The sequence below is a fragment of the Hymenobacter humi genome, from assembly GCF_042665855.1.
GTDB classification, from domain to species: domain Bacteria; phylum Bacteroidota; class Bacteroidia; order Cytophagales; family Hymenobacteraceae; genus Hymenobacter; species Hymenobacter humi.
The window spans coordinates 139,756-164,950 of sequence record NZ_JBHTEK010000006.1 but is presented as its reverse complement, the minus strand read 5'-3'; the positions used below and the strand labels follow the sequence as shown (position 1 = coordinate 164,950).

The window sequence follows — 25,195 nt, the reverse complement described above, 5'->3', positions numbered from 1 at the left end:
TTAACAAGCGAGGGAAAGTGCAAGCGGAGCGCCGCCTCAGTCGTCGTCTTCATGCGCCTCCCCGGCGGGAGCCACGAAAGTGCTGCGGGCTTCGGGGTGCATAATCTGCCCGCCCAGGTAGCCGGTGCGGGCCATCAGCCCAAAGCTGGCCACTGCGCCGGCCAGCGTCAGGTAAGTCACGCGCCCGGATTGGCGGTGGCCGCGGGAGAGCAGCAGCAGGCTGACCACGGCCAGGGCTCCCGTGGCTTCCATGGCCCACAAGCTCACTCGGCGGCTTCCTCGTGCTCGTGAATGAGCGGCTCCGACACGCCGGGCTGGTCTTCGACCACTTCCTCGGCGCCGTCGCCCGTCAGCTGGGTGGGAATGGTGAGCAGGGCTGCGACAATCAGCGTCACCAGGCCGGTGCGCAGCAGCACGGGCTGCAGGCGGAGCGCCACAGCCAGTAGCAGCAGCACCAGGCCGAAGAGGCTCCCGAGAATGGGAGCGTGGTTGAGGAGCAGGTGCCAGTGAGCTTGGTTCATGGGGTTTGCAGAAACATAAAAAAACCGGCCTTGGCTCCCAAGTGCAGGCACCCGGTCTACCTAGGGATAAAGCTAAATGTACTTTTAGGCTTATTAAATGCATATTAACAAGCTTCCTTATGACTTTCATCATTGCTATCCACCCGTATTTGCGCAACCTGGACTACTGCTAAGCAGCACCCTCTGCACCTTTCCAAGGGGCTGCCGGCCTCGGAATGGAGGCAGTGAGCAAATGCTGGCTTGAGCTTTAACAGGAACCGCGAGGCGTGAATCCGGACTCCGCTTTAGCAACTTCACTGAGCTGCCATCAGGACATGCCTTTGAACAGTAGGGCACCATCGAAGCAGTAGGGCATGATATTCCAGCCACGGTTTAGCCGACGACCATCAGGCCGGAGCCTTGGAATCGGTGTTTTTGCGTTCCAGGCGGTCCGCCGTCTGCCCGTACCAATAGAGGCGCGTCTCTCCCCACATCCTGCGCAGCTCCACAAAGTAGCGGGAGTATAACAGGTGCAAGCCGCCAACCCAGCCCAGGGAGCCCAGCCAGCCGGCCAGCACGTCGGAAGGAAAGTGCACGCCTAGGTACATGCGCGACCAGCCCATACCCAGCGCCCAGAGCATGCCCAGCAGCACGGCCAGCCAGCGGGCCCGGGTATTCCAGAGCAGGATGCCAATGGCGGCGGCCAGGGCGGCCGCGGCCATGGCGTGGCCGCTCGGAAAGCTGTAGGACGGTTCCGGGGCCGGCGACTCCCAGAACGCAGGCCGGGCCCGGCCCACCATCACCTTGGCAAACAGGTTGAGCAGGCCCGAGCCCCCAACGGCCAGCAGGAAGTACAGGGCGGCCCGGCGCTGGCGGCTAAGCAGCAAGCCCAGGCTTAGCAGCCCTTCCAGCGCCGGCATCACCCACGGCCCACCGGCCAGCGCGAACCAAAGGGCTACGCCATCCTGGCCGGGCGTGGCGTGGCCATGCAGCCATTCAAGTATCATCCGGTCGCCGCGAAAGCCTTCGTGCTCCCACACCTCCCCGGCTAGCTTCAGAAAGAGCAGCCACGGCAGCAAAAAGCCAAAGACCACGCCCAGCAGCAAACCCAGGTGGTTGCGCAGCACGCGGCGTGCTACCATCCAAAAGGAAAGCAGCAGCGAGGTAACATAAGACCGAAATATTTTGCCAGGAGCCTTCATGGCAAAGAAAGTCAGGGAGTTACTGATAACGATTCCACACCATTACGGAACGGGTACGAGCGACATTGCATCGGAGGGCAATTGACTTTCCCAGCCGCGCACAAAACCGAATCAGTAAGAAAGCCGGTGCGAGAGGCCTGCACAATTATTCGAAGAACTTTTTGTGGCCCGCAGGAGAAAGAGTCCTGGCTGTCAGAAGTTGAGCTGAATTCCTGACATTAAAATAAAATTAAAATCGACGGAATTTCTCTCTACTTTTTCATTCGGGCTTCCGTAGTACCTGCAATCGCGCCGGGCCGGGAATCTAACTGATTCGGCGGCCGGGCTGGCCGTTGCGCGTGCCGGGCTACGTACAGCTGCCATTCACTTCTGCCCCTTGCCAGCATGGAAGAAACCCGCGACAGCATCCACGACATCTGGGGACCCCGCACGCCGCACCAGGGGCACTGGCCCGTGCGCGTAGACGAGCGCACCACCGAAGAGCCCGACAACTGGGTGCAGTCGGCCTGCGTGCTGTGCTCGAACTGCTGCGGCATGGACATCGGCGTGAAGAACGGCCGCATCGTGGGCGTGCGCGGCCGGGCCGTCGACCGCGTCAACCACGGCCGGCTGGGCCCCAAAGGCCTTCATGCCTGGGAAGCCACCCACAGCCCCGACCGCCTCACCACGCCCTCATCCGGCGCAACGGAAAGCTGGAGCCCGCCACCTGGGACGAGGCTATGGCGCTCATCGTCGACAAGTCCAAAGAGCTGCTGGCCGAAGGCCACAGCAGCGCCATCGGCTTCTACACCTCGGGCCAGCTTTTTATTGAGGAATACTACACGCTGGGCGTGCTGGGCAAGGCCGGCCTGGGCACCCCGCACATGGACGGCAACACCCGCCTGTGCACGGCAACGGCCGGCGCCGCACTCAAGCTCTCCTTCGGCACCGACGGCCAGGCCGGCTCCTACGCCGACCTCGACACCACCGAGGCCGTGCTGCTGGTGGGCCACAACATGGCCTCGCAGCAAACCGTGCTCTGGGCCCGCATCCTCGACCGGCTGGCCAGCGTGAACCCGCCCCTGCTCGTCGTGATTGACCCGCGCCTGACTTATACCGCCCAGCACGCCACCGTGCACCTGGCCCCGCGCGCCGGCACCAACGTGGCCGTACTCAACGGCCTGCTGCACTTTTGATTGAAAACGAGTACGTCAACTACGACTTTGTGGGGGAGCACACCGTTGGCTTTGAGGAGCCTGGTGCGCACCGTGGGCAAGTGGACGCCCGAGAGGGTAGAAGCCCTCACCGGCGTGCCCGCCCACAAGCTGCAAGCGGCGGCCGAAATCCTAGGCACCTGCGAGTCGCTGGTATCCACTGCGCTGCAGGGGTGTACCAGTCCATGCAGGCCACCGCGGCAGCCGTGCAGGTCAACAACATCAACCTGATTCGCGGCCTCATCGGCTCCCCGGGCAACGCCATTCTGCAGATGAACGGGCAGCCCACCTCGCAAAACACCCGCGAGTGCGGGGCCGACGGCGACCTGCCCGGCTTCCGCAACTGGGACAACCCCGACCACATCAGGGAGCTGGCCCGCCTCTGGAACGTACACGAGGACAAGATTCCGCACTGGGCCCCGCCCACCCACGCCATGCAAATCTGGCGCTACTGCGAAACCGGCTCAATTAAGCTGCTCTGGATTCAGGCCACCAACCCGGCGGTGAGCTTGCCGGAGCTGGCCCGCATCCGTAAGATTCTGGAGAAGAAAGACCTGCTTGTGGTGGTAGAAGACGCCTTTATGACCGAAACCGCCCAGCCTGGCCGACGTGGTGCTGCCCGCCGCCATCTGGGGCGAAAACCGGCACCTTCACCAACACCGACCGCACGGTGCACCTGTCCTACCAGGCCATTGAGCCGCCCGGGCAGGCCCGCTCCGATTTCGACATCCTGCTGGACTATGCCCACCGCATGGATTTCCGCGATAAGGACGGGCAGCCGCTCATCAAGTGGCGCACGCCGGAAGAGGCATTTGAGGCCTGGAAGGTGTGCAGCAAGGGCCGCCCCTGCGACTATTCGGGCATGAGCTACGCCAAGCTCACCGGCGGCTCGGGCATACAGTGGCCCTGCAACGAGCAGCACCCCGACGGCGCCGCCCACCTCTACACCGACCACGTCTTCAACACCCATTTCGACTACTGCGAAACCTACGGCTACGACCTGGAAACCGGCGCCGAAAAGCAGCCCGAAGAGTACCAGGCCAACGACCCCAACGGCCGCGCCGTGCTGCTGGCCGCCGACTACGAGCCGCCCCACGAAGCGCCCGATGAGGCCTACCCGCTGTGGTTTACCACGGGCCGGCTGGTGTACCACTTCCACACCCGCACCAAAACCGGCCGGGCCCACGCGCTCAACCACGCGGCCCCCGAGGGCTTCGTGCAGCTGTCGGAAGAAGACGCGGCCCGCTACGGCATCGCCACCGGCGACCTGGTGGAGGTAACCTCGCGGCGCGGCCACGCCACCGAGCCCGCCCGCGTGGGCGGCATCGAGCCGGGGCTGGTGTTCATGCCCTTCCACTACGGCTACTGGGACGAGGCTAAGGACGCCCGGCCCCGCGCCGCCAATGAGCTCACTATTACCGAGTGGGACGCCGTCAGAAAGCAGCCGCACTTCAAGTACGCCGCCGTTCGCATCCGCAAAGTCCACGCCTAGCCCAGGCCCCGCTTAATCCTCCTCCTCCGCCATGCACCTCAGCAATTACCTCGGCCTGCTCGAAAACAGCGAAAAACAGCTCACCGACGCGTTCGAAAAGGTTTCCAGCAAACACAAAGACGAGCCCGATATCGAGCAGATGTGCCAGAAGCTCTCGGCGTGGTCGCGCGAGCACCGGGGCCGGGTCATGGGTTTCGTGAATAAGTATTCGGAAGAACGGGAGTCGGAGCCCAAGGACCTGAAGCGCGTCTTGTTTTCGGAAAAGCGCAGTGGCAGCCTGGCCCTGATGCGCGACTTGCATGACCTCTGGCTGCTCACCCAGGAAGTGCAGCTGTGCTGGACGGTAATCCGGCAAGCCGCCCTGGCCCTGCGCGACGAGGACCTGAAAGCCGCTTATGAGTTTTGCAATGCCCGCACCAAACGCCAGACCGAGTGGCTGCTGGGCCGCATCAAGCAGGCCGCTCCCCAGACGCTGATAGTCGGGTAGGAGGAGAGCGTATCTTCAAGGAACATGCTCAACAAATAACTTAGATATCTGCCAATACTATATTGACAATCAGTATTTTATTGCGATGTTTAAAATTTTAATCATCGAACCATTCGCGTAGTTCCCACCGCCCTATCCGGTGGCGTCCCTGGCGAAACCGCCGCGCCCCTCGAATACCCCGGCCCGGCTGCCATATACCCTTTGCTTAGCAGCGTACCATCCTCTTAACCCTTTAGCCATGGATAAGCTTCTGCGTTTTCTCGCCTCACCCGCTGGCCGCCTCACCCGTGTGGCCGTGGGCTCTTCGCTAATAGCAACCGGCCTGGCACAGGACCGCAAGAACTGGGTTCTGGCGACGGTCGGCTTGGTGCCGCTCACCATGGGCGCGTTTGACTGGTGCCTGCTGGCCCCTTCATGGGCCTGCCCTTCGACGGGCCCCGCCTGCGCGCGGTTCTGGGGCCGGGGCCCGCCGCCGGCCTTCAGGGTGCGTTGTAGAACCTTGTATGAGGCGGAAGCTGAAGTCAAAGATGAACTGCGATTATACATACGCTTGCTTATCAACCGTATATATAGCAAACAGCTCAACCGGCAAACTCGGTGTTACTAACCCGACGGCAGTGCCCGCGCTTGGGCTGCGGAAGAAATTATGTCCCAATTCAGGTAAAAAGGTTGTTGAAGTAAACGAACTTGGCTGTTACTTTGTCTGAAATTAACCAAATGGTTAATCCGTCATGTTAAAACCTCCGCCGGCCGCCTCTAAAACCAGCACCGAAGAGCTCATTCTGTCGGCGGCGCAGCAGGTTTTTTGGAAAAGGGAATGAGCGGCGCGCGGATGCAGGAAATTGCCGACCGGGCTGGCATCAATAAAGCCTTGCTGCACTACTACTTCCGCAGCAAAGAGCAGCTCTTCAAGCTCATCATCGGGCGGGCCGTGGGCAACCTGCTGCCCCGGGTGCTGGCCCTGCTGGAGGCCGACGTGGACCTGTTTGAAAAAATACGCCACTTGGTAGGCGAGTACATCACCTTTGTAAGTGCCAACAGCTTCCTGCCGCTGTTCGTGGTGAACGAGATAAACCGTGACCCGCAGTTTTTCTTCAAGTCCATGGTCAGCAGCGAAAAACCCCGGCTCGCCGGGTTTCGGCGGCAGGTCGACGAAGCGGTAGCGCAGGGCCGCATCCGGCCCATCAGCGCCACGCAGCTGCTGATGAATATTATGTCGCTGGCCATCTTCCCATTCATGGGCAAGCCAATTTTCAAAGCCGTTCTGGAGCTTTCCGAAGCTGATTTCAAGCGGAAGTTGCGCGTCGCCGCACCGAAGTCGCTGAATTTATTATCCGGGCCATTCAGCCCTGACATTTTTTTACCTCCTGTTTAACCAAACAGTTAAATCGCATGGATAAGTCCCGAGGCATCCTGCTGGCCCTGCTGCTTTTGGCCCGCGGGGTGCTGGCCCAGCCCGCGCCCGCCGGCGGGCCGCCCCTCACGCTGGCGGCCTGCTACGAGGAGGCCCGGCAGCACTACCTGCTGCTGCGCCGCCTGGCCCTGCACGACCAGCAGGCTGCAATCAGCGTGGCCCGGCTGAAAACCCTGGAGCAGCTCCCGCAAGTGGCCCTCGGCGGCCAGGCCAGCTACCAGAGCGAGGTCACCCGCGTGCCGCTCGAGCTGCCGGGGCGGGCCCTGCCCGCTATCGCACGCGACCAGTACCGCCTCTCCCTGGACCTGAGCCAGAACCTCTACGACGGGGCCTCACCCGCCGGCAGCAGGAGCTTGAAGAACTCGGCCGCCAGACTAGCAATCAGCAAGTGGAAGTGAGCCTGTACCGGGTGCGGGAACAGGTGGAAAGCCTGTTTTTCGGGGTGCTGCTAGCCGACGAAACCACTCGCCTGCGCCAAAGCCTGCGCGCCGACCTGCGCACGCGGCGCACGGCCCTGGCCGCCCGCCGGCGCTACGGCACGGCCACGGGGCAGGACCTGGCCCGCCTGGATGCCGAAACCCTGAGCCTGGACCAGCAGCCTGCGCGAGCCTGGCCCTCACCCGCGGCCGCCTGCTGGCCCAGCTCGGCGTGCTGCTGGGCCGCGCGGTGCCGCCGGATGCTGTGCTGGAGCTCCCCGTAGCGCTGCCCCCGGCCCCCGCCCGGCCCGAGTGGGCGCTGTACAAGGGGCAGCGCGCCCAGCTCGCCGGGCAGGTCCGCCTGCTCAACGCCCGGCTGGCCCCGCGCCTGAGTGCCTTCGGGCAGGCGGGCTACGGCCGGCCGGGGCTAAACTTTTTCGCAACGACCTGCACGCCTACGGCCTCGGCGGTCTGCGGCTAAACTGGGCTCTGAGCGGCTACAGCACCCGCCATCAGGACCGGGAGCTGCTGCGGCTGGGCACAGAAACCGTGGCCGTGCAGGAGCAGCTTTTCGAACAGAGCCAGCGCCTGGCCCTGGCCGGCCAGCAAGCCGCTATTGACCGCTACCGCAGCCAGCTGGCCACCGACCAGGAACTGATTGAGCTGCGCGAACGGATACGGGCCACGGCGGCCGTGCAGCTGGCCAACGGCATCATCGGCTTTGCCGACTACTTCGCCGATGCGAGCCAGCTCAACCAAGCCCGGCTCAACCTGCAGCTGCACCGCCTGCAGCTGCTGCAAGCCCAGGCGGCCCTGCTCACCGCGCAGGAGCCGCCACTGCGGCCCCTCAACCTTAACCTTTACGCTACTCAAGCTATGCGCCCCGCCTTGTTTACGCTGCTCCTGCCCCTGCTGCCGGCTCTGCTCAGCGGCTGCCAGCCACCCGCCCCCGACTTCGATGCTTCGGGCAACTTTGAAACCACGGAGTACGTGGTGGCCGCACAGGCAGCTGGCCCGCTGCTGCGTTTGGCAGTGAGAGAAGGCGACGAGCCTGCCGGCGGGCCGGGTAGTGGGCCTGGTGGATACGCTGCCCTTGTTTCTGCGCCGCGAGCAGCTGCTCGAAAGCGTTCAGGCCGTGCGCGCCCAGACCCCGACGTGCCCGCCCACTCGTGGCCCTGGAGCAGCAAACGGCCAACCTGCGGCGCGAGCGGCAGCGGGTGCTGAACCTGGTGAGCGCCGATGCCGTGCCCGCCAAGCGCTCGACGACCTGGACTACCAGATTGCGGTGGCGCGCAAGCAGGCCGCCGCCCAGCGCGCCACCCTGGGTACCCAGGCCCGGGGCACCGCCGCCCAGGCAGCCCCGCTGCGGGTGCAGCTGCGCCAGCTCGACGACCAGCTGCGGCGCTGCCGTGTGGTGAACCCCGTGGCCGGCACCGTGCTCACGGTGTACGTGGAGCCCAGCGAGGTGGTGAGCTACGGCCAGCCCCTGTACAAAATCGGCGATACCCGGCAGCTGGTGCTGCGCGCCTACGCCGCCGGCGACCAGCTTACCCGCGTGAAGCTGGGGCAGGCGGTGAAGGTGTTGGTGGATGCGCCCGCCGGCGGGCAGCGCGAGTACCCCGGCCGGGTGCAGTGGGTATCCAGCAAATCGGAATTCACCCCTAAAGTTGTGCAGACCAAGGAAGACCGGGTGAGCCTCGTGTACGCCCTGAAAATCGCCGTGCCCAACGACGGCAGCCTGAAAATCGGCATGCCGGCCGACGTACGGTTTTAAGCTCGGCAGCACCCGCTTCTTCTTTTGCTTTTCCCACCATGGACGCCCTTGTACTTGACCACATCAGCAAAAGCTACGGACCCGTGCGGGCGGTGCGCGACGTGAGCCTGCGTGTGCCGCGCGGGGAACTGTTTGGTCTTATCGGGCCCGATGGGGCGGGCAAAACCACCCTTTTCCGCATTCTGGCGACGCTGCTGCTGCCCGACGCGGGTACGGCCACCGTGGCCGGCCACGACACGCGCACGCGCCAGGGCATGCGGGCCATTCGGGAGCTGCTGGGCTATATGCCGGGCCGGTTCTCGCTGTACCAGGACCTTACGGTGGCGGAAAACCTGGACTTTTTCGCGGCCCTGTTCCGCACCACGGTACCTGCCAACTACGAGTTGATTCGGGACATCTACGAGCCGCTGGCGCCCTTCCGGGACCGCCGGGCCGGGGCGCTCTCGGGCGGCATGAAGCAGAAGCTGGCTTTGTGCTGCGCCCTGATTCACAAGCCCGAAGTGCTGCTGCTCGACGAGCCCACCACGGGTGTGGACGCGGTGTCGCGGCAGGAGTTCTGGCAGGTGTTGGCGCAGCTCAAGGCCCGGGGCATCACCATCCTCGTCTCGACGCCCTACATGGACGAGGCCGCCCGCTGCGAGCGGGTGGCCCTGATGCAGGAAGGGCAGGTGCTGCGCGTGGATACGCCGGCCGCGCTGCAGGCCGCCTACCCGGGGCCGCTGTACGCGGTACGGGCCCGCGGCGGCCTGTACCCGCTGCTGCTCAGCCTGCGGGCTTACCCCGACACGCGCACAGCCTACGCCTTCGGAGAGGAGGTTCACCTGAGTTTGCGGCCCGCCCCGCCCGCCGCGGCCGAAGCAGAACTGCGCGGCTACCTAGCCCGAGCGGGCCACGCCGGGGTGCAGGTGCGCCGGCTGATGCCCACCATCGAAGACACGTTCATGGAGCTGCTGGGCACCCGCCCGGCCGCCATTGCCCCCGCCGCCCCATGAGCCAGGCCGAAGCAACCCGGGCGCCAGTGGCTGGCGCGGCGGCCCTACCGGTCATTTGGGCCGAGGGGCTGAGCAAGTCCTTCGGGGCGTTCACGGCCGTCGACGGCATCAGCTTTCAGGTGGAGGCCGGCGAGATATTCGGCTTTCTGGGGGCCAACGGGGCCGGCAAAACCACGGCCATGCGCATGCTCTGCGGCCTGCTCACGCCCACGGGCGGCGCGGCCACAGTGGCGGGCTTCGACGTGCGCCGCGAGCCGGAGGCCATCAAGCGGCGCATCGGCTACATGAGCCAGAAGTTTTCCCTCTACGAAGACCTCACCGTGCGCGAAAACATCCGCTTCTACGGCGGCGTGTACGGGCTGCGCACGGCCGCCATTCGGGCCAAAACCGGGGAGCTGCTGGGCCGGCTGGGCCTGGCGACCGAGCGCGACACGCTGGTGGGCAGCCTGCCGCTGGGCTGGAAACAGAAGCTCGCCTTTTCCGTGGCTCTGCTCCACGACCCGGCCGTGGTGTTTCTCGACGAGCCCACGGGCGGCGTGGACCCCATCACGCGCCGCCAGTTCTGGGACCTGATTTACGAAACGGCCGCGCGGGGTGTCACCGTCTTCATCACCACCCACTACCTCGACGAAGCCGAGTACTGCGACCGGGTATCCATCATGGTCGATGGCCGCCTGGATGCCCTGGGCACGCCGGCCGGGCTGAAGCAGCAGTTTGGGGCGGCCACCATGAACGACGTATTCCTCCACCTGGCCCGGGGTGCCAAAAACCGCGAATGAGCCCGCTATGAAAGCATTCATCATGTTCGTGCGCAAGGAGTTCTACCACATTTTCCGGGACCGGCGCACCCTGCTCATTCTCTTCGGCATGCCGGTGGCCCTGGTCACGCTGTTCGGCTTCGCGCTGACGAACGAAATCAAGAATGCCGACGTGGCCATTCTCGATTTCGACAAAGGTCCTCACGCCCGCCAGGTGCAGGCGCGGCTGCTCTCGTCGGGCTATTTTGGCCTGCGCCACTACCTGAACTCCTACCGGGAGGTGGAAGCCGCCTTCCGCCAGGGGCAAGTGAAGCTGGCGGTGGTGTTTCCGGTGGGATTTTCGCAGGACCTCGACCACCTGGGCCACGCGCAGGTGCGCTCGTGGCCGATGCCTCGGACCAGAACACCGCCACGAGCCTGGTGACCTACGCTACTAGCATCGTGCGCGACTACGCCCGGCAGGAGCTCGCCCCGGCTCCCGGCGCGGCCGGCCCGCAAGTGGAGGCCGTGACCCGGCTGTACTTCAACCCCAGCCTGGAGGCGTCCTTCACCTTCGTGCCGGGCACCATGGCCTTGATTCTGCTGCTCGTGTCGGCCATGCTCACCAGCATCACCATTGCCCGCGAAAAGGAAACCGGGACTATGGAGGTGCTGCTCGTGTCGCCCATGCGGCAGGGGCCCGTCATCCTGGGCAAAATAGTGCCCTACTTCTTGCTTTCCTTCGTCAATGCCCTCGTGATTCTGGGTTTGGGCGTGTGGGTGCTCGGCATGCCGCTGCGGGGCAGCCTGGCGCTGCTGCTGCTCGAAACCCTGCTTTACATCTTCGTGGCTTTGGCGCTGGGCGTGTTCATATCTACCCGCTCGAGCACGCAGCAGGGGGCCATGCTTTTCTCCATTCTGAGTTTGCTACTGCCCACCGTGATGCTGAGCGGCTTCCTGTTCCCGCTCGAAAGCATGCCCGCGCCCCTGCGGGCGGTGTCGCACCTGATTCCGGCCCGCTACTACATCAGCATTCTGAAGGGCATCATGATTAAGGGCCAGGGGCTGCGCGACCTGTGGCGCGAAACCGCCACCCTTATGGCCCTGGCTGCTGGGCTGCTGCTGCTGGCCTTCGGCTCGCTAAAAAACCGGCTGGAGTGAAATTAATGAGTGAATGGGTGAATGAGCGAATGAGTGATTCGCTCTTGTGCACGCCACGAACCTTCGACGAACTGCTTCGACAACTCCATTCCCTCATTGCCTCATTCACCCATTCACCCATTGCCCTATGCGCACCGTTTGGTTTCTGCTCGAAAAGGAATTTCACCAGTTGCGCCGCAACCGCACCCTGCTGCTCCTGCTGCTGCTGGCCCCGGTGGTGCAGCTGCTGGTGCTCGCCAATGCGGCCAACTACGAAATCCGCAACCTCAACCTGGTGGTCGTGAACCATGACCACAGCCCGGCTGCCCAGCGGCTTATTGATAAGTTTCAGTACACGCCCTACTTCCGGCTGGTGGCCGTGCGCGCCTCCGTGCGCGAGGCCGAGCAGGACCTGCTACGCGACCGGGCCGACCTGGTGCTGGTGGTGCCGCGCCACTTCGAGCGGGCCCTGGTGCGCGAGCGCCGGGCCGGGGTGCAGCTGCTGGTCAATGCCCTCAACAGCGTGAAGGCCGGGTTGGCTGGTAGCTACGCGGCCAGCATCGTGCAGGCCTACCAGGACGAGGCCCGGCCCGCCACGGTGCAGGCCGCCCTGGCCGGGCGCGGCGGCCTGGAAGTGGTGCCCGCCTACTGGTACAACCCGCACCTGAACTACAAGACCCTGATGGTGCCAGGGCTGATTTATCAGATTATGACGCTGATTGTCATGTTTCTGGCCACGCTCAACATCGTGCGCGAGAAGGAGCTGGGCACCATCGAGCAGCTCAACGTCACGCCCATCCGCAAGTGGCAGTTCATGCTGGGCAAGCTGCTGCCGTTCTGGCTGGTGGGCTTCTACCAGCTCAGCGTGGGGCTGCTGCTGGCGCGCTTCGTGTTTCAGGTGCCGCTGGTGGGCAGCCTGCCGCTGCTGTACGCCATCACGGCCCTGTACCTGACCGTGCCGCTGGGCATGGGCCTGCTCATTTCGGCCAGCAGCCAGACCCAGCAGCAGGCGCTGTTCGTGGCCTTTTTCTTTCTCATCATATTCGTGCTGCTCAGCGGTTTGTTCACGCCCATCGAGTACATGCCGGCCTGGGCGCAGGCCCTGGACCGGCTCAACCCCTGGCCTACATCATCCAGGTGTCGCGTATGATTCTGCTCAAGGGCAGCACCGCACGCGACGTGGCAGGCCAGGTGGGCGCCCTGCTGTTGCTGGCCGGCGCCGTTAATTCGCTGGCCGTGTGGCGCTATCGCAAAACGTCGGGGTAGGGGTCCCCGGTGCATTTGGCAGGCTTTTATCCCGCGTCGCCGCATCCAAAAAGCCCAGCCAGCTCAATCGCAGCGGATTACACCACGAACGTATCGTGCGGGTGCACGACCAGGGAGCCGGCGCTTAGGCCTTGCCCGTCAGAATCTTGTTCCAGTACATCCACGGCAGGCCGTAGCGCTTGAGCAGCCACATGGAAAACCGCTCCTTGGTCTGGTCGAAGGGGAAGGTGGGCGTGGGCTTGTTGTCGTAGTCGAACTCGGCCAGAATGAGCTTGCCGTAGCCCGTGATGAGCGGGCAGGAGCCATAGCCGTTGTAGGCGTTGTCGGGGGCCAGCACCTTGCTTTTCAGCAGCGACAACAGGTTTTTGACCACCACGGGTACCTGCTTGCGCACGGCCGCCCCGGTTTTGGCATTGGGCGTGGAGGTGGCGTCGCCCAGGCCGAAGATGTTGGCGTAGCGCACGTGCTGCAGCGTGTGCTTGTCCACGTCGACCCAGCCCAGGGGTTGCCGGGTACGGCCAGCGGGCTGTTCTTGATAAAATCCGGGGCGCTCATGGGTGGTACCACGTGCAGCAGATCAAATTTCAAGGTTTCCTCGCCCACCACCTGGCCGTCTTTATAAACGTCGTACACCGCCTCCTGCTGCTCCCCGCGGATTTCCTTGAGGTTGTGCAGAAAGTCGGTTTTGATGCCGTAGCGGTTGACCACCTTTTGCAGGGCATCGGCAAAGGACTTCACCCCGAAGATGACGCTGCCGCCGGAGGTGAGCCGCACGTTAGCCTTGTCCAGCACGCCGTGCTTACGCCAGTAGTCGCTGGCCAGGTACATGATTTTCTGCGGCGCCCCGCCGCACTTGATGGGCGTGTTGGGGGCCGAAAACAGGGCCGTGCCGCCCTTGAAGTTCTTCACGCACTCCCAGGTATACGGGGCCAGGCTCGTAGCCGTAGTTCGAGCACACGCCGTTTGTGCCCAGCGCCTCCTTCGCGCCTTTAATCTTGTCCCAGTCCAGCTGGATGCCTGTGCAGACGACAAGGTAGTCGTAGCTCAGGCGCTGGCCGCTCGCGGTGACCACGGTATTGGCATCGGGCTCGAAGCTGGCCGCCGCGTCCTGCAGCCATTTGGCGCCCTTGGGGATGTAGTCCGCCTCGGCGCGCTCGGTGTCTTTGATGTCGTAGGCCCCGCCGCCCACCAGCGTCCAGGCCGGCTGGTAGTGGTGCTTGGCTGAGGGTTCGAGGATGGCCACGTCGAGGCGGTGGTCGGCCCGCAGCAGCTGGGCCGCGAGCGAAAGGCCCGCGTTGCCGCCGCCCACCACGAGCAGCTGATGGTGCCGGGAAACAGGAGATGCAGTCATGGTCGGGAGGGGTTAGTGAGGGAGTGAGCGCAAGGCACGCATGAACGTATTAACACGTGAACACTTATTCATGTAACTTGAGTTCTCTCACCAATTAGTTTCCTCCCGCTTTGTCGCCAATAGGTTGTTAGCTCCGCCAACGCCTAACATAAAGTGTTGGGGAACAGTATTTAGGCAACTCCGGAAGCAAGAAAGCTTCCCTCAGGAGCGGGGCCTTTAAAGAAGACTTTCTCTACACGAATGGCCGCCTCCCAGCTTGATGTTGTGCGGCAAATAGCAGCCGGCTCATACCAAGCCGAACGGCGCCGGCCGGGGCAGCTGCCGGCGCGGGCCCTCGTATCGGTCACGGGCGGGCAGTACATGCGGCGCTGAATAACCAGTGCCGAAACCACCGTCAGCCCCCCAATGGCGGCCAGTGCCGTCGCTAAGCCAAAGGCATCGGCCAGCAGGCCGGTGAGCAGGGCGCCGATGGCGTAGCCCGCGTCGCGCCAGAAGCGGAAGATGCCCACGCTGTGCGCCCGCTGCGGGAGCGGGGCGTACTCGGCTACGGCCGCCAGAAACGTGGGATACACCAGGGCCGTGCCCGCCCCCAGCAGGGCCGCCAGCAGCAGAAAGGCGGGGTAGGCATCGGTGAACAGCATGGCCAGCAGCACCACGCCCTGCAGCAGCATGCCCCAGAATAGCAGGTCTTTCTTGCACAGTCGGTCGGCCAGCGGGCCGGTGATAAGTTGGCCCAACCCCCACACGGCCGGGTACACCGCGGCCACGGTGCCAATCTGCGTCAGCGTAAAGCCCTTGCTGCCCAGCAGCATCGGCAGCAGGCCCCAGACCATGCCGTCGTTGAGGTTATTAACCAGGCCGGCTTGTGTGACCGAGCCCAGGTTGGGCTGGCGCCAGGTAACGTCCCAAAACGAGAGGGCGGCCCGGCCGGAGCGGCCGGAAGCTGCGCAGCCTCCAGCGCGACGTGGTGGCGGGTGTCGCGCACCCCCAGCGAGCTCAGCAGCCCCAGTACGGCGATGCCGATGCCCAGGTAAAAGGGTAGGGGCGCAGGCCGTACTCGGTGGCCAGCCAGCCCGAGGCAAAGGCCGTGGCGGCCACGGCTAGGTAGCCGGCCGACTCGTTCAGGCCCATGGCCAGGCCGCGCTGCCGGGGACCGACGAGGTCAATTTTCATGACCACCGTGCTCGACCAGGCCAAGCCCTGGTTGAGGCCCAGCAGCACATTAGCGGCAATCACCCAGCCCCAGCTCGGCGCCCAGAGCAACAGCAGCGGCACGGGAAGGCCAAATAGCCAACCGATTAGCAACAGGTTTTTCGCCCAATCTGATTCGCCCAGGCCCCGGCGTAGTAATTGGCCACGGCCTTGGTGAGGCCGAAAACCACGATAAAAGAGAGAATGGCCGAGCGAGCCACCAGGTGAAACTCCTGCTCCGCCAGCCGGGGCAGTATGCTGCGCTCCAGCCCCACCATGCCGCCCACAAAGGCATTGACCAGAACCAGCAGGCTGAACTGCCGCCAGTTTTCGCGCAAACCAAGTTGAGGAGTGCTCATGAAAAGAATGGAATGGGGTGTATTACGGATGCACGATGGCCCAGCCCTGGGCCTGCCGGATAATCAGCTCGCCATTGCCGCTGGGCACGAAAGAGAGGAAAGGCCACAGCTCCTCCTTGGTCACCTTGCGCTCGCGCATGGTGTTCAGGCACTGGGCCAGGATGACGCCCTTCTCCTTCAGGGCCAGCAGCTCGGCTTCGTAGGGCTGGTCGCGGCGGAAGACGGTGATGCCGCCGCCGAAGGCTACCACCAACCTGCAGCTTGCCCTTGAGGCGCGGGTCCTGCAGCGCGTTGCTGATGTTGCGCAACGTCATTTTTATCAGCTTGGGGTCGTCGCTGTCGAGCCTGGTAAATGGCGTTGTACTGGGCTTTGTCGGCCGTGGCGCCCTGAAACGTGCCTTTCTGGAAAGCAAGCTGGTCGGCGCTGGGTTTGGCCGTTTGGGCGGTGGCGGCGAGCGTCGCGCCGGTCAGTAGCAGCGCGGTTAGCAGGGGGCGAAGAGTTAGCATGGCAAAGGTGGAATGTGGGTGGATGGGAACAGGCCGGGGCCTAAAAATCGTAATTCAGGATGAAGTTTAGCTGGTGAAAATCAACTTTGTTCACGATGTAGCGGTCATCGCCGTAGGTCTTGCCCAGGGCCCCCTTGTATACGTAGAGCAGCTGCCCCCGCAGGCCCCGCGCCCAGCCTGCAAACGGGTAGCTGAGCGAGGAATTGAGCTGGCGATAGGAAGGCATTCCGTACTTATTCAGGGCAACTTCGCGCACATCGGGCAGGTAGTAATGGCCGTAGCCAACCTCCGCTTTCAGCCCCGGCACCTGGGCAAACGTGCGGCCGGCCAGCAGCGCGGCCGCGTCGAGCCCGCCGTAGCCTTCTTCCCGCTCGCGGGGCAGGAAGGTGTAAAACGCCTCGCGGCCCCATTCGCGTGGAAACAGGAAGCGCCCGGTCCGGGTAATACGGGAGTAGTTGGCGCTCAGGCTCCAGGGCCCTCGCTGGTAGCCCAGGCGGGCGCTTAGGGCGTGGGCCTGGCGGCCGGGAGAGCTGTAGGCCCGGCGTGGGTCGGCGTTGCCGCCATTGCCCACCGTGCGCTGGTAGTGGTACTGCGCGCCCAGGCTGAGCTGGCCCGCGCCCACCGCCCGGCCGGTGGTGGCTTCCGCGAAAGAACTGTTGAACAGGTTGTCGGCGTAGTAGTTCCAGGCCTGCAAGCGGGTGCGCGGCCCCACTTGCCGGCTCAAGCCCACGATGCCCAGCCCCCGGCTGCTCAGGTGCCCGGCGTAGCCGGCCCGCTGGCCGGTTTCGTCCACGCCGGTGGGGTACAGGCCAATGGAACTGGCCGCCGACGCCCAGTCCGAGGTGGAACGCGTGGCAATCTTCGTGAGCCAGCCGGCCGTGAGGGCGGTGCTTTTCAGCTCGTTGATTTCCAGCCACAGCCCTTGGGCATAGTTCGGGCTCAGGCGGCCATCCTGCGGGTTGAGCAAAGGCATCACCAGCAGCTGCCGTCCAAAGGTGGCGGTCGAGTGCCGCCAGCGGTAGCGCACGAACAGCTCCTCGGGCCGGCCCGTGAGCTGGCGGCGCCCGGGGTCTGTCACATCAAACAGGCCCGCCTCGAAGCGGCTCACGGCTCCCGTGGCGGGCTCGGGCGTGGCCAGGTCGTTGGAGGCCAGGTTCGCCCAGAAAACCCGCCTGCTCCCAGCTGAAAGCCGTGCAGCGGCGCCGTCTCAAACCGCGCCCCGGCCCCGAGGCCATTGGCGTAGTAGTCGGGACCGTTGCCCCGATTGACGGTGGCCATGAAGTAGTTGCGCACCCGCCCATGCCACTGGCCGCGCACAAAAGCTTCGGCCAGCGTATGCGCTTTCACGGTATCGGCCGAAGCCGGGGGTAGGTCAGGAGCTGGCTACGCCCGGTGATGGGTCGCGCAGGGGCGGGCTCGGCCTGCTGCGCCCGTGCGGCAACCGAAACCAGGAGCAGGCCGGTCACGCAGTAACGCAGGAGGCGGGTCATCAAAATGGATGGTTAGTTGGCCTTGGCGGGCTGGGGGTGGGCGTCCTCTATGGGCTGATAGGGGCCGTACTTGTGCTGCTGCTCGGAGAAAGCATCGGTATAAGGCCCAAAGGGATGGTCCACCGGTTTTTTGCTGATGTCGGGCCAGTCGTGCGGCGTTTTCAGATGGGGGCGGGGCTGCGAGTTGACGAAGGCCGCCACGTCCCAGGCCTGCTTGTTGGTGAGCTGCGGGTGGTCAAACGTGGCCCCGAAGGGCATGGCCGCTTTCACGTACTTGGCCAGGTTGCTCACCCGAAACAGGCCCGCGCCGTCGTTGTAGCTGTCGGGGCCCCATAGGGGTGGGTACTGGTAGCCGGTGTTATCGGCCAGCTTCTGGCCTTGGCCAGATGGGCCGTGGCAGCTCTGGCACTTGGCCGCAAACACGGCTTTGCCAATGACCGGGTCGGCGGCCCGGTCGAGGTAGGGCAGCTTCACGAAGCCTGTGCCGTACACCTTTTTCCTTTGGGAATGCCCTGGCCCAACCACTTGATGTAGGCCACAATGGCTTGCATCTCGCGGCTGCTGTCGGGCACGGCGCGCCCGTTGAGGCTGCGCTCCATGCAGTCGGCCACCCGCTTTTCAATGCCTTCTACCGAGCCCGAACGAGCGCGCATTTTGGGGTAGGTGGCGGCCACGGCCAGGTAGTTGTTGGCGAAGCCCTGGGTGCCGGCCTGCAGGTGGCAGTTCTGGCAGTTCATGCCGTTGGTGAGCTGGGCCACCGAGCCGCGCAGCCCCAGATACTGCGCTGTGTGGGCAATCAGCTCGCGCCCGTAGCGAATCTGGCGGCCGGCCGCCGTGTGTGGAATGGTGGCCGTGTCCGGCGCCGGCGTGGCCGGGCGGTGGTAGCTGCCCGCCGGGGGCGGCCCCTGCGTCGCTTCATCCTCCACCGCTACCGGCGCGGGCGGGGTCTTGGGCCCGTAGAGCTGTGTGATGACAACCACGACAACCAGCACCACGGCCGCCGTCAGCAGCATCAGCAGGCGCACCAGTTGGGGCAGCTTGAGCCCCCGTTCTTCCGTGGGTTCCATGGCGAAGGCTGTGAGAAGGTTTGAATGTTGAGTGTTGAATGTTAAGTTTTGAATGTTGAATGGATTTCGTTTTTCTCCAACTCATCCCTCAAAACTCAACACTATAAATCATCACTATTTTAGTGGGGCAGTTTTTCGCGCAGGGCGCTGTAGGTCCAGGTGCCGGCCAGCGCGGCCAGAATGAGTATGGCAGCCGAGCCGACGCCGCTGCCCAGCTGGGCAAACAGGGGGCCGGGGCAGGCGCCGGTCAGGGCCCAGCCGAGGCCGAAGATGATGCCGCCTATCCAGATGCCGTGGTTGAACTTCTTGTCGGCAATGACGATGGGCTCGCCGGTAATGGTCCTGAGGTGGTTGCGCTTGATAATTTGGATGGAAATCAGCCCCACCAGGATGGCCGAGCCGATGACCCCGTACATGTGGAAGCTCTGGAAGCGGAACATCTCCTGAATCCGAAACCAGGCTGATGACTTCACTTTTGGTGAGGATGATGCCGAAGAGCGTGCCCAGCACCAGGTATTTGAGGTATTTCATATCGAGTAATTGAGTTCGGGGTTGGAAATGCGGGTGGCCCGCAGGCGCACCACGCTGGCCGGTCCGGCGTGGCAGCGGCCTTCGTGCAGCACCACACCCACCTCGTGGTTTTCGAGCAGGGTCAGACTGGCAAAGTCGCCGGCCAGTGTGGCCGGCTCGTAGAGCAGCTCCGCTGACTTGGGGCCACCCGAAGGCAGGCCCAGCTGCCGGGGCCGAAGGCCTCGAGCAGCAGGTGTCCACCGGGGGCCAGGCTAGCGGCGGCCGCGGCGTGCACGGCCTGGCGGTCGGCCGGCGGCAGGTGGGCGTAAATCAGGCCCACGGCGTCGTAGTAGCCGGGGCGCTGCCAGCCCAGGGCCGTGAGGTCGGCCACCTGGTAGTCGAGGCGCACGCTCTGGGCAATGGCAAGGCGCAGGGCCTTGGCCCGGCCCTCGTCGCTGAAGTCCACGGCCGTGACCTGCCAGCCGCGCCGGGCGGCGTACACGGCGTTGCGGCCCTCGCCCTCGGCCAGCAGTAGCAGGCGGCCGGGCGGCAGCGTATCGAGCCTGCTGGCGGAAGTAGGCGTTGGGCTGGGTGCCGTAGGCGTAGGCTTCCTCCGAGTAGCGGGCGTCCCAGAAATCGACGGCACCCGGGGCAAGAGCTTCCATAACCTGTGATTTAAAGAGTTAAAACATCAAAGGGTAAATGACCCACGTCATAAGCAGGCCGCCGGCAAAAAAGCCAATAACGGCCACCAACGACACCCACTGCAGGTTCGAGAGGCCCGAGATGGCGTGGCCCGAGGTGCACCCCCGGCGTAGCGCGTGCCGAAGCCGACGAGGAAGCCGCCAAGCACCAGAAACACCCAGCCCTTCCAGTTGGCGAGGTTCTCCAGGGCAAACAGCTCGCGCGGGAGCAGGCCGGTGAAGTCGGTGAGATGCATCTGGGCTTTGAGGTCACGCACGGTTTCCGGCGAGATGCCCACCACGTCGGGGTGGCCCATGAGCCGGTAGCCGATGAAGCCGCCCAGCGTGATGCCTAGCACGAACACCAGGTTCCAGAGCTCGGCCCGCCAGTTATAAGTCAGAAAGGGGATGCCGGCCGGCAGGCAGGCGGCGCACACGTGGCGCAGTGAGGAGCTGATGCCCAGGGCCTTATTACCCACGAGCAGCAGGGCGGGCACCGTCAGGCCAATCAGGGGGCCGGCCACGTACCAGGGCCAGGGTTGTTGCAGGAGTTCAAGCATGAAAATTAAAGTCGTAAGCAGATAAGCTGATTATTTGGTCGTTAGTGGCTCCGGCCAGTCGAGCACCCCGCCAAGCAGGTTGGCTACCTGCGCGAAGCCCGCCGTGGCGAGCCTGGCCGGCGGCGTTGGCCGAGCGGGCTCCGCTGCGGCAGTACACGTAGGTGGGCCGGGTGTTGTCCAGCTTCGCGATGCGTTGGGCAAAGTCGGGTGCAGTGACTTCGATGTTGACAGCCCCGGGCAGGTGGCCGGCGGCGAATTCGTCGGGCCGGCGCACGTCCAGCAGCACCGCGCCGGGTTGGCGCAGGCCCTCGGCAAACTGCGCGGACATCAGGTTTTGAAAAGCGGGGGCGGAAGATTTACGAAAACCGAACATGGGTAAAAGCATCAGAAGTGAAAGGGAAAGCGTGAGCAGCAGGCGCCTGGGTCCCGGCACGGCGGCCGGGACCCAGGCGCATACCCATCCGCTTAGTGCACCAGGGCTGCTGGCTGGAAGGACTTCACCGCCTCGCTCAAATCGAGCACCTTGGTGCCGGGCAGGGCATTGGCTACGATGCTGCACCCTGCCGCCGAACGGTAGCCGCCGGCGCAGTGTACCACCACGGGCTTAGCGGTCGGAATTTCCTTGGCCCGCTCGCGCAGCTCCGGAAGTGGAATGTTGAGCGAACCGTCGAACAGCGGCTCGTCGCGGTGTTCGGTGGCGCTGCGGATGTCCACGACGGTATAGTTTTCAGGGTGCTGGCGGAAGGCGTCCACGTCCAGCACGGGCAGCGTCGCCGCGGTGGCCGGCGTGCCGACCAGGGCTCCCTTAATAAGAGCTTCGTAGCCGATTTTGGCAGTTTTCTGAATCAGGTCTTCCCGCGTGGCCTCGTCGGCCGCGATGAGATAGAACGACTCCTGCGGCCCCACCAGTGAGCCCAGCCAGGTTTCAAACTTGCCGCCCTGCTGGATGTTGAGGGCGCCTGCCACGTGGCCTTTTTGAACTCGGCTTCGGGGCGCGTGTCCACGACCACCGCGCCGGCTTCCAGCGCCGCACCGGAAGCCAGACGCCGCACCTGCTGCACGCTCGAAGCGTAGGCCGGCGCGCCGGCTTTGTTGAGGGCCACGTCGTAGCCGAAGTACTTGGGAATGAAGGGCTGGTCGGCGAGCAGGCTCGTTGACAAAGGCTTCCTCGCTGAGCGGGCGCAGCATGGGGTTACCGATTTTCTCGGCCCCGATGGTGCTGCTGTTGGCCCCGCTCAGGGCCTTGCCGCAGAGCGAGCCCGCGCCGTGAGCCGGGTACACCAGCACGTCGTCGGCCAGGGGCATGAGCTTTTCGCGCAGGCTGTGGTACATCTGCTTGGCCAGCTCCTCGCGCTTGGCCATGATGTTGCCGGCCTTTTCGCGCAGGTCGGGGCGGCCCACGTCACCGATGAAGAGCGTGTCGCCGGTGAACACGGCCACGTCTTTGCCCTCGCGGCTGAGCACGATGCTGATGGAGTCGGGCGAGTGTCCGGGGGTGTTCAGAGCCCGGAATGTCAGCTTGCCCACCGTAAAAGAGTCGCCCTCGTCGAACGCCTCGTGAGCGTAATCGGCCCCGAGCAGCTTGCTCACGCGGATGGTGGCGCCGGTGGCCTGGGCAATTTCCAGGTGGCTGCTCACGAAGTCGGCGTGGGGGTGGGTTTCAATAACGCTCACAATCTTGGCGTCGTGGGCCTTGGCGAAGTCGTAGTAGGGCTGCGGGTTGCGGGCGGGGTCGATGAGCACGATTTCGCGGGCGCACTCGCTCAGGATGGCGTAGGAAAATTGGGCCAGGCCCTTGTCTTCAAACTGTTCGACTTTCATGGTTTTCAACGAAAAAAGGGTGAGAGAAGCGGGTGAGAAAAAGCGGGAAACCGGTGGTTAAACGTGGTGAAACAGCAGCTCTTTGGCGAGGATGAACGTGCCCATGGCCAGCGTGAACCACCCGAAGGCCGGCTTGAGCTTGGCCCCGGGAATGAAGCGGGCCAGGTAGGTTCCTAGTACGATGCCGACCAGGGCAAAAGACAGAAAACCAAGCAGAAAGGTCCAGGCAATGGGCGTGCCGGCGCTCAAATCGCCGGTGAAGCCGATGAGCGAGTTCAGGGCGATGATTGCCAGGGAGGTGCCCACGGCCAGCTTCATGGGCAGGCGCGCCCCGAGCACCAGGGCCGGGATGATGAGAAAACCGCCGCCCGCGCCCACGAAGCCCGTGAGCGTGCCCACCACCAGCCCGATGGTGAGAATAAGCGGGTAGTTGAAGGCATGCGGGAAGTGCAGCTCCTCGTCGAGCACTTCTTCGGCCTGCTTGCTGCGAATCATCGACGCCGCGGCCACCACCATGAGCACGGCAAAAGCCACGAGCACGAGCAAGTCTTTGGTGAAGACGATGCTGCCGGCGGTGAACAGCACGTGCGGGATGGCCGGCATGAGCACCTTGCGCACCAAGAACACCGCCAGCAGCGAAGGAATCAGAAAGACCACGGCCGTTTTCAGCGACACCAGGCCCTTGCGGAAGTAACCCGAGGCGCCCACCACCGAGGTGCTGCCCACCACAAACAGCGAGTAAGCCGTGCTCAGCACCGGGCTCACGCCCATCAGGTACACCAGCACGGGCACCGTGAGGATGGAGCCGCCCCCGCCCATGATGCCGAGCGAAAGGCCAATAAATATGGCAGCGAAATAGCCGAAGTAGTGCAGCATGGAAAAGAGCAGAGCGAACGTATGAATTTATGATGGGGTGTTCATGTATTGCGGCAAAAAAGCTGCACCCCTTACAGGAAGGTACACCCGGCCAGGCACTGAATCACGTCGATGACCTCGCGCATCTTCAGGGCATAAAAGATATTCTTGCCCTCGCGGGTGCTGCTCAGAATGCCCTTGAGCTTCATGCCCGAGAGGTGGTGCGAAAGCAGGCTCTGCTCAACGCTGAGCTTTTCGCTGATTTCCGACACCGACAGGCTTTCCTGCGCAGCCAGCAGCTGCACGATGGCAATGCGGGTAGGGTGGGCCGTGGTTTTGAGTATAAAGGCCACCTTCTCCATCTTCTCGATAGAGAGGCCCATATCAACGGAAACGGGGAGGCAGCAGGCATCATAACGGGGTCAAATGTATGAACAACTTTTCATACGTACAATCGTAAGCCCCCAATAAGTTCACGGACTTCCAGCATTTTCTTTAAAGCCTGCTCTTTATAATCAGCATGAAAGACACCCCGCGTTGGGCTAAAAGGCCCTTGGACTGCCTGATGGCAGCTTTCGTGCTCGGGGAGCGAGCCTGCTGCTGGCGGGCTGCGACCCGGCTCCGCGGCAGCAGGAAAAAGCCGCGCCGGCCGCGCGCCGGGCTTCCGGCAGCTTCACCATCCTGCACACCAACGACATCCACGGCCGGCACCAACCCTTCGCGGTGGCCCCCGGCAACGCCACGGCCCAGACCGGCGACCCCGGCCGCCCGCCGAGCTCGTTTGAGCTCGCGGGCACTGTGGGCGGCTTTGCCCACCTGGCCACGGCCATCGCCCGGGCGCGGGCGCAGCGCGGGGCGGCCAACGTGCTGCTGGTGGACGGGGGCGACACCTTCGGCGACGACCTGCTGGGCAACCTCACCAGGGGCGAAGCTGTTATTCGGCTGATGAACGCCCTGGGGTATCAGTTCATGGCCCTCGGCAACCACGACTTCGAGTACACAAGCGCCCGCACCCAGGAGTTGCAGCAGCTGGCCCATTTCCCCATGCGCGGGGCCAACGTGACGGACAAGGCCACGGGCCAGCCCTTCCTCGGCGACCCCACCACGGTGATTACCGCTGGCGGGGTGCGCGTCGGGCTGCTGGCCCTGGCTTACCACAACACCCACCTGACCGGCAACCCCACCAACACCCAGGACCTCGCCTTCGGCAGCGGGCTGGAGGCCGCCCGCCGCTGCCTGCCAGCTCTGCGCAGCCGCGCCGACGTCGTCGTTGTGGTCTCGCACCAGGGCACCAGAGTGGACGAGCAGGCGGCCCGCGAGGTGCCTGGCATCGACCTCATCGTAGGCGCGCACTCCCACGACCGCATCACGCCCCCGCGCCGCATTGGCTCAACGTGGATAGTGCAGGCGCTGTCCGACGCGGCCGTGCTCGGCCAGCTCACGGTGCGGGTGCAGGCGGGCAGGATTACGAAAGTGGAGGGGTGGCCCCCACGCTCTGGGCCACCGAATACCCGGCTGACCCCGCCGTGGCCCGGCTGGTCGATTCGCTGCGGGCCCCGCACCGCGCCCGGCTGGAAGAGGTTATCGCCACCGCCACCGGCCGCATTGGCCGGCATTATAAGTCGGCCAGCCCCTTCGACCAGCTGGCCGGCGAGCTGCTGCGCGAGGCCACCGGCGCCGAGCCTGGCCTTCCTGCCCGGCGTGGGCTACGGCGTATCATTGGAGCCCGGCCCCATCACCCGCGAAATGCTCTACACCCTGCTGCCGCACCCTCCAAGGTGGTGATGCTGGAGCTGACCGGCGCGCAGGTACTACAGCTGCTGGAGCAAACGGCTACCAACCAGAACCCCAGCAATGACCTGGCCCGAGTGGGCGGCCTGCTGCAAACCAGCGGCCTGGACTGGTCGGCTAACCTGAACCGGCCCACAGGCCAGCGCGTGGATGGAGTACAGGTAAACGGAAAGCCGCTTGACAGACAGCGCCGCTACCGGGTCGTCACCCACAACGGCATGCTCAGCGGCATTCACCGCTATGCCACCTTTGCTCAAGGGCAGCACATCCAGAAGCTGAGCCAGGGCGTGACGGAGGTAGTGGAAGCCGGGCTGCGCCGGCGGGGCTCAATAAGCCCGCCCGTAATGGCGCGGGTTCTGGTTGTGCCGGCGAAGTAGAAAAGGTAACTTAGACCAAG

General features: G+C 64.4%; 41 protein-coding genes and 3 pseudogenes. 21 read left to right on the top strand and 23 right to left on the bottom strand.

The window, feature by feature from the left end; translation table 11 throughout:
* Nucleotides 1–36: 36 nt before the first annotated feature.
* From ACFQT0_RS30700 to ACFQT0_RS30690, 3 genes are all read right to left on the bottom strand, one after another.
* Nucleotides 37–252, bottom strand: coding sequence for a hypothetical protein (locus ACFQT0_RS30700; protein WP_380207296.1), 216 nt, complete (start codon nucleotides 250–252; stop codon nucleotides 37–39).
* A gap of 11 nt (nucleotides 253–263) precedes the next feature.
* The gene (locus tag ACFQT0_RS30695) at nucleotides 264–521 is read right to left on the bottom strand and encodes a hypothetical protein (RefSeq protein ID WP_380207294.1); all 258 of its coding nucleotides are present in this window, start codon (nucleotides 519–521) and stop codon (nucleotides 264–266) included.
* A 386-nt stretch (nucleotides 522–907) separates the two neighbouring features.
* Nucleotides 908–1,702, bottom strand: a complete 795-nt coding sequence (locus ACFQT0_RS30690) for a phosphatase PAP2 family protein (protein ID WP_380207052.1) — start codon at nucleotides 1,700–1,702, stop codon at nucleotides 908–910.
* 384 nt (nucleotides 1,703–2,086) lie between these two features.
* Between ACFQT0_RS30690 and ACFQT0_RS30685 the strand changes: the two are divergent.
* From ACFQT0_RS30685 to ACFQT0_RS30595, 19 genes and pseudogenes are all read left to right on the top strand, one after another.
* Nucleotides 2,087–2,287 (top strand): annotated as a pseudogene (locus ACFQT0_RS30685) (hypothetical protein); the annotation flags it as partial.
* A 134-nt stretch (nucleotides 2,288–2,421) separates the two neighbouring features.
* A complete protein-coding gene (locus tag ACFQT0_RS30680) occupies nucleotides 2,422–2,877 on the top strand; it encodes a molybdopterin-dependent oxidoreductase (protein ID WP_380207292.1) in 456 nt (151 codons plus the stop codon).
* A 63-nt stretch (nucleotides 2,878–2,940) separates the two neighbouring features.
* Nucleotides 2,941–3,126, top strand: a complete 186-nt coding sequence (locus tag ACFQT0_RS30675) for a hypothetical protein (RefSeq protein WP_380207291.1) — start codon at nucleotides 2,941–2,943, stop codon at nucleotides 3,124–3,126.
* Nucleotides 3,081–3,761, top strand: coding sequence for a hypothetical protein (locus ACFQT0_RS30670; protein WP_380207290.1), 681 nt, complete (start codon nucleotides 3,081–3,083; stop codon nucleotides 3,759–3,761). The genes ACFQT0_RS30675 and ACFQT0_RS30670 overlap by 46 nt, the downstream gene beginning before the upstream one ends.
* On the top strand, nucleotides 3,647–4,387 hold the full coding sequence (locus tag ACFQT0_RS30665; RefSeq protein WP_380207288.1) for a molybdopterin oxidoreductase family protein: 741 nt from the start codon (nucleotides 3,647–3,649) through the stop codon (nucleotides 4,385–4,387). Before ACFQT0_RS30670 ends, ACFQT0_RS30665 begins: the two co-directional genes overlap by 115 nt.
* Before the next feature lie 31 nt (nucleotides 4,388–4,418).
* Nucleotides 4,419–4,874, top strand: a complete 456-nt coding sequence (locus tag ACFQT0_RS30660; protein ID WP_380207046.1) for a molybdopterin oxidoreductase — start codon at nucleotides 4,419–4,421, stop codon at nucleotides 4,872–4,874.
* A gap of 238 nt (nucleotides 4,875–5,112) precedes the next feature.
* Nucleotides 5,113–5,481: a YgaP family membrane protein gene (locus ACFQT0_RS30655; RefSeq protein ID WP_380207045.1), complete on the top strand. Its 369-nt coding sequence runs from the start codon at nucleotides 5,113–5,115 to the stop codon at nucleotides 5,479–5,481.
* 198 nt (nucleotides 5,482–5,679) lie between these two features.
* Nucleotides 5,680–6,249, top strand: a complete 570-nt coding sequence (locus ACFQT0_RS30650; RefSeq protein WP_380207286.1) for a TetR/AcrR family transcriptional regulator — start codon at nucleotides 5,680–5,682, stop codon at nucleotides 6,247–6,249.
* 17 nt (nucleotides 6,250–6,266) lie between these two features.
* Entirely contained in the window at nucleotides 6,267–6,686 is a 420-nt protein-coding gene (locus ACFQT0_RS30645; RefSeq protein ID WP_380207284.1) for a hypothetical protein, read from the top strand.
* Complete coding sequence (locus ACFQT0_RS30640) at nucleotides 6,677–6,988, top strand: hypothetical protein (protein ID WP_380207282.1); 312 nt, start codon at nucleotides 6,677–6,679, stop codon at nucleotides 6,986–6,988. Before ACFQT0_RS30645 ends, ACFQT0_RS30640 begins: the two co-directional genes overlap by 10 nt.
* Nucleotides 6,970–7,185 carry a hypothetical protein gene (locus ACFQT0_RS30635; RefSeq protein WP_380207280.1) on the top strand — a complete coding sequence of 72 codons (216 nt, stop codon included), beginning with the start codon at nucleotides 6,970–6,972 and terminating at the stop codon, nucleotides 7,183–7,185. Before ACFQT0_RS30640 ends, ACFQT0_RS30635 begins: the two co-directional genes overlap by 19 nt.
* A 68-nt stretch (nucleotides 7,186–7,253) precedes the next feature.
* Entirely contained in the window at nucleotides 7,254–7,928 is a 675-nt protein-coding gene (locus ACFQT0_RS30630; protein WP_380207279.1) for a hypothetical protein, read from the top strand.
* On the top strand, nucleotides 7,840–8,478 hold the full coding sequence (locus tag ACFQT0_RS30625) for an HlyD family secretion protein (protein WP_380207277.1): 639 nt from the start codon (nucleotides 7,840–7,842) through the stop codon (nucleotides 8,476–8,478). The genes ACFQT0_RS30630 and ACFQT0_RS30625 overlap by 89 nt, the downstream gene beginning before the upstream one ends.
* Nucleotides 8,479–8,516: 38 nt before the next feature.
* Nucleotides 8,517–9,470 carry an ABC transporter ATP-binding protein gene (locus tag ACFQT0_RS30620; RefSeq protein WP_380207037.1) on the top strand — a complete coding sequence of 318 codons (954 nt, stop codon included), beginning with the start codon at nucleotides 8,517–8,519 and terminating at the stop codon, nucleotides 9,468–9,470.
* Nucleotides 9,467–10,249, top strand: a complete 783-nt coding sequence (locus ACFQT0_RS30615; RefSeq protein ID WP_380207035.1) for an ABC transporter ATP-binding protein — start codon at nucleotides 9,467–9,469, stop codon at nucleotides 10,247–10,249. Before ACFQT0_RS30620 ends, ACFQT0_RS30615 begins: the two co-directional genes overlap by 4 nt.
* A 7-nt stretch (nucleotides 10,250–10,256) precedes the next feature.
* Nucleotides 10,257–10,652 (top strand): ABC transporter permease, encoded by a 396-nt coding sequence (locus tag ACFQT0_RS30610; RefSeq protein WP_380207275.1) that lies wholly within the window; start codon nucleotides 10,257–10,259, stop codon nucleotides 10,650–10,652.
* Nucleotides 10,610–11,368, top strand: coding sequence for an ABC transporter permease (locus ACFQT0_RS30605; RefSeq protein WP_380207273.1), 759 nt, complete (start codon nucleotides 10,610–10,612; stop codon nucleotides 11,366–11,368). The genes ACFQT0_RS30610 and ACFQT0_RS30605 overlap by 43 nt, the downstream gene beginning before the upstream one ends.
* A 127-nt stretch (nucleotides 11,369–11,495) precedes the next feature.
* A complete protein-coding gene (locus ACFQT0_RS30600) occupies nucleotides 11,496–12,497 on the top strand; it encodes an ABC transporter permease (RefSeq protein WP_380207030.1) in 1,002 nt (333 codons plus the stop codon).
* Nucleotides 12,485–12,613, top strand: coding sequence for a hypothetical protein (locus tag ACFQT0_RS30595; protein WP_380207028.1), 129 nt, complete (start codon nucleotides 12,485–12,487; stop codon nucleotides 12,611–12,613). Before ACFQT0_RS30600 ends, ACFQT0_RS30595 begins: the two co-directional genes overlap by 13 nt.
* A gap of 124 nt (nucleotides 12,614–12,737) precedes the next feature.
* On the opposite strand, the gene ACFQT0_RS30590 is transcribed toward ACFQT0_RS30595, so the two are convergent.
* From ACFQT0_RS30590 to ACFQT0_RS30495, 20 genes and pseudogenes are all read right to left on the bottom strand, one after another.
* Nucleotides 12,738–12,986, bottom strand: coding sequence for a hypothetical protein (locus tag ACFQT0_RS30590; protein ID WP_380207026.1), 249 nt, complete (start codon nucleotides 12,984–12,986; stop codon nucleotides 12,738–12,740).
* Nucleotides 12,959–13,522, bottom strand: a complete 564-nt coding sequence (locus tag ACFQT0_RS30585; protein ID WP_380207024.1) for a hypothetical protein — start codon at nucleotides 13,520–13,522, stop codon at nucleotides 12,959–12,961. Before ACFQT0_RS30585 ends, ACFQT0_RS30590 begins: the two co-directional genes overlap by 28 nt.
* Nucleotides 13,413–13,964 carry an NAD(P)/FAD-dependent oxidoreductase gene (locus ACFQT0_RS30580; RefSeq protein WP_380207271.1) on the bottom strand — a complete coding sequence of 184 codons (552 nt, stop codon included), beginning with the start codon at nucleotides 13,962–13,964 and terminating at the stop codon, nucleotides 13,413–13,415. The genes ACFQT0_RS30585 and ACFQT0_RS30580 overlap by 110 nt, the downstream gene beginning before the upstream one ends.
* Before the next feature lie 170 nt (nucleotides 13,965–14,134).
* The gene (locus ACFQT0_RS30575) at nucleotides 14,135–15,046 is read right to left on the bottom strand and encodes an MFS transporter (protein ID WP_380207269.1); all 912 of its coding nucleotides are present in this window, start codon (nucleotides 15,044–15,046) and stop codon (nucleotides 14,135–14,137) included.
* Entirely contained in the window at nucleotides 14,961–15,239 is a 279-nt protein-coding gene (locus ACFQT0_RS30570) for an MFS transporter (RefSeq protein ID WP_380207267.1), read from the bottom strand. Before ACFQT0_RS30570 ends, ACFQT0_RS30575 begins: the two co-directional genes overlap by 86 nt.
* A 23-nt stretch (nucleotides 15,240–15,262) precedes the next feature.
* On the bottom strand, nucleotides 15,263–15,514 hold the full coding sequence (locus ACFQT0_RS30565; protein WP_380207016.1) for a hypothetical protein: 252 nt from the start codon (nucleotides 15,512–15,514) through the stop codon (nucleotides 15,263–15,265).
* A gap of 22 nt (nucleotides 15,515–15,536) precedes the next feature.
* A complete protein-coding gene (locus ACFQT0_RS30560; protein ID WP_380207265.1) occupies nucleotides 15,537–15,764 on the bottom strand; it encodes a DsrE family protein in 228 nt (75 codons plus the stop codon).
* Nucleotides 15,758–16,021 carry a hypothetical protein gene (locus tag ACFQT0_RS30555; RefSeq protein WP_380207013.1) on the bottom strand — a complete coding sequence of 88 codons (264 nt, stop codon included), beginning with the start codon at nucleotides 16,019–16,021 and terminating at the stop codon, nucleotides 15,758–15,760. The genes ACFQT0_RS30560 and ACFQT0_RS30555 overlap by 7 nt, the downstream gene beginning before the upstream one ends.
* 40 nt (nucleotides 16,022–16,061) lie before the next feature.
* A complete protein-coding gene (locus ACFQT0_RS30550) occupies nucleotides 16,062–17,129 on the bottom strand; it encodes an OprD family outer membrane porin (RefSeq protein ID WP_380207263.1) in 1,068 nt (355 codons plus the stop codon).
* Entirely contained in the window at nucleotides 17,126–17,368 is a 243-nt protein-coding gene (locus ACFQT0_RS30545) for a hypothetical protein (RefSeq protein ID WP_380207009.1), read from the bottom strand. Before ACFQT0_RS30545 ends, ACFQT0_RS30550 begins: the two co-directional genes overlap by 4 nt.
* Nucleotides 17,365–17,511: a hypothetical protein gene (locus ACFQT0_RS30540; protein WP_380207008.1), complete on the bottom strand. Its 147-nt coding sequence runs from the start codon at nucleotides 17,509–17,511 to the stop codon at nucleotides 17,365–17,367. Before ACFQT0_RS30540 ends, ACFQT0_RS30545 begins: the two co-directional genes overlap by 4 nt.
* A gap of 12 nt (nucleotides 17,512–17,523) precedes the next feature.
* A complete protein-coding gene (locus tag ACFQT0_RS30535; protein ID WP_380207006.1) occupies nucleotides 17,524–18,003 on the bottom strand; it encodes a c-type cytochrome in 480 nt (159 codons plus the stop codon).
* A complete protein-coding gene (locus tag ACFQT0_RS30530; protein WP_380207005.1) occupies nucleotides 17,982–18,578 on the bottom strand; it encodes a c-type cytochrome in 597 nt (198 codons plus the stop codon). Before ACFQT0_RS30530 ends, ACFQT0_RS30535 begins: the two co-directional genes overlap by 22 nt.
* 119 nt (nucleotides 18,579–18,697) lie before the next feature.
* Entirely contained in the window at nucleotides 18,698–19,051 is a 354-nt protein-coding gene (locus ACFQT0_RS30525) for a DUF6691 family protein (protein WP_380207262.1), read from the bottom strand.
* A gap of 179 nt (nucleotides 19,052–19,230) precedes the next feature.
* Nucleotides 19,231–19,734: a class I SAM-dependent methyltransferase gene (locus ACFQT0_RS30520; protein WP_380207260.1), complete on the bottom strand. Its 504-nt coding sequence runs from the start codon at nucleotides 19,732–19,734 to the stop codon at nucleotides 19,231–19,233.
* 37 nt (nucleotides 19,735–19,771) lie between these two features.
* Nucleotides 19,772–20,331 (bottom strand): annotated as a pseudogene (locus ACFQT0_RS30515) (YeeE/YedE family protein).
* A complete protein-coding gene (locus tag ACFQT0_RS30510) occupies nucleotides 20,324–20,659 on the bottom strand; it encodes a rhodanese-like domain-containing protein (RefSeq protein ID WP_380207258.1) in 336 nt (111 codons plus the stop codon). Before ACFQT0_RS30510 ends, ACFQT0_RS30515 begins: the two are co-directional and overlap by 8 nt.
* Before the next feature lie 137 nt (nucleotides 20,660–20,796).
* A complete protein-coding gene (locus tag ACFQT0_RS30505; protein ID WP_380207001.1) occupies nucleotides 20,797–22,152 on the bottom strand; it encodes an MBL fold metallo-hydrolase in 1,356 nt (451 codons plus the stop codon).
* Between the two features lie 57 nt (nucleotides 22,153–22,209).
* Nucleotides 22,210–23,028: a sulfite exporter TauE/SafE family protein gene (locus ACFQT0_RS30500; protein WP_380206999.1), complete on the bottom strand. Its 819-nt coding sequence runs from the start codon at nucleotides 23,026–23,028 to the stop codon at nucleotides 22,210–22,212.
* Between the two features lie 71 nt (nucleotides 23,029–23,099).
* Nucleotides 23,100–23,390, bottom strand: coding sequence for an ArsR/SmtB family transcription factor (locus ACFQT0_RS30495; protein ID WP_380206998.1), 291 nt, complete (start codon nucleotides 23,388–23,390; stop codon nucleotides 23,100–23,102).
* A gap of 175 nt (nucleotides 23,391–23,565) precedes the next feature.
* On the opposite strand from ACFQT0_RS30495, the pseudogene ACFQT0_RS30490 reads away from it, so the two are divergent.
* A pseudogene (locus tag ACFQT0_RS30490) lies at nucleotides 23,566–24,357 on the top strand (bifunctional metallophosphatase/5'-nucleotidase); the annotation flags it as partial.
* Between the two features lie 44 nt (nucleotides 24,358–24,401).
* Nucleotides 24,402–25,175 carry a 5'-nucleotidase C-terminal domain-containing protein gene (locus ACFQT0_RS30485; protein WP_380207256.1) on the top strand — a complete coding sequence of 258 codons (774 nt, stop codon included), beginning with the start codon at nucleotides 24,402–24,404 and terminating at the stop codon, nucleotides 25,173–25,175.
* Nucleotides 25,176–25,195: the final 20 nt, after the last annotated feature.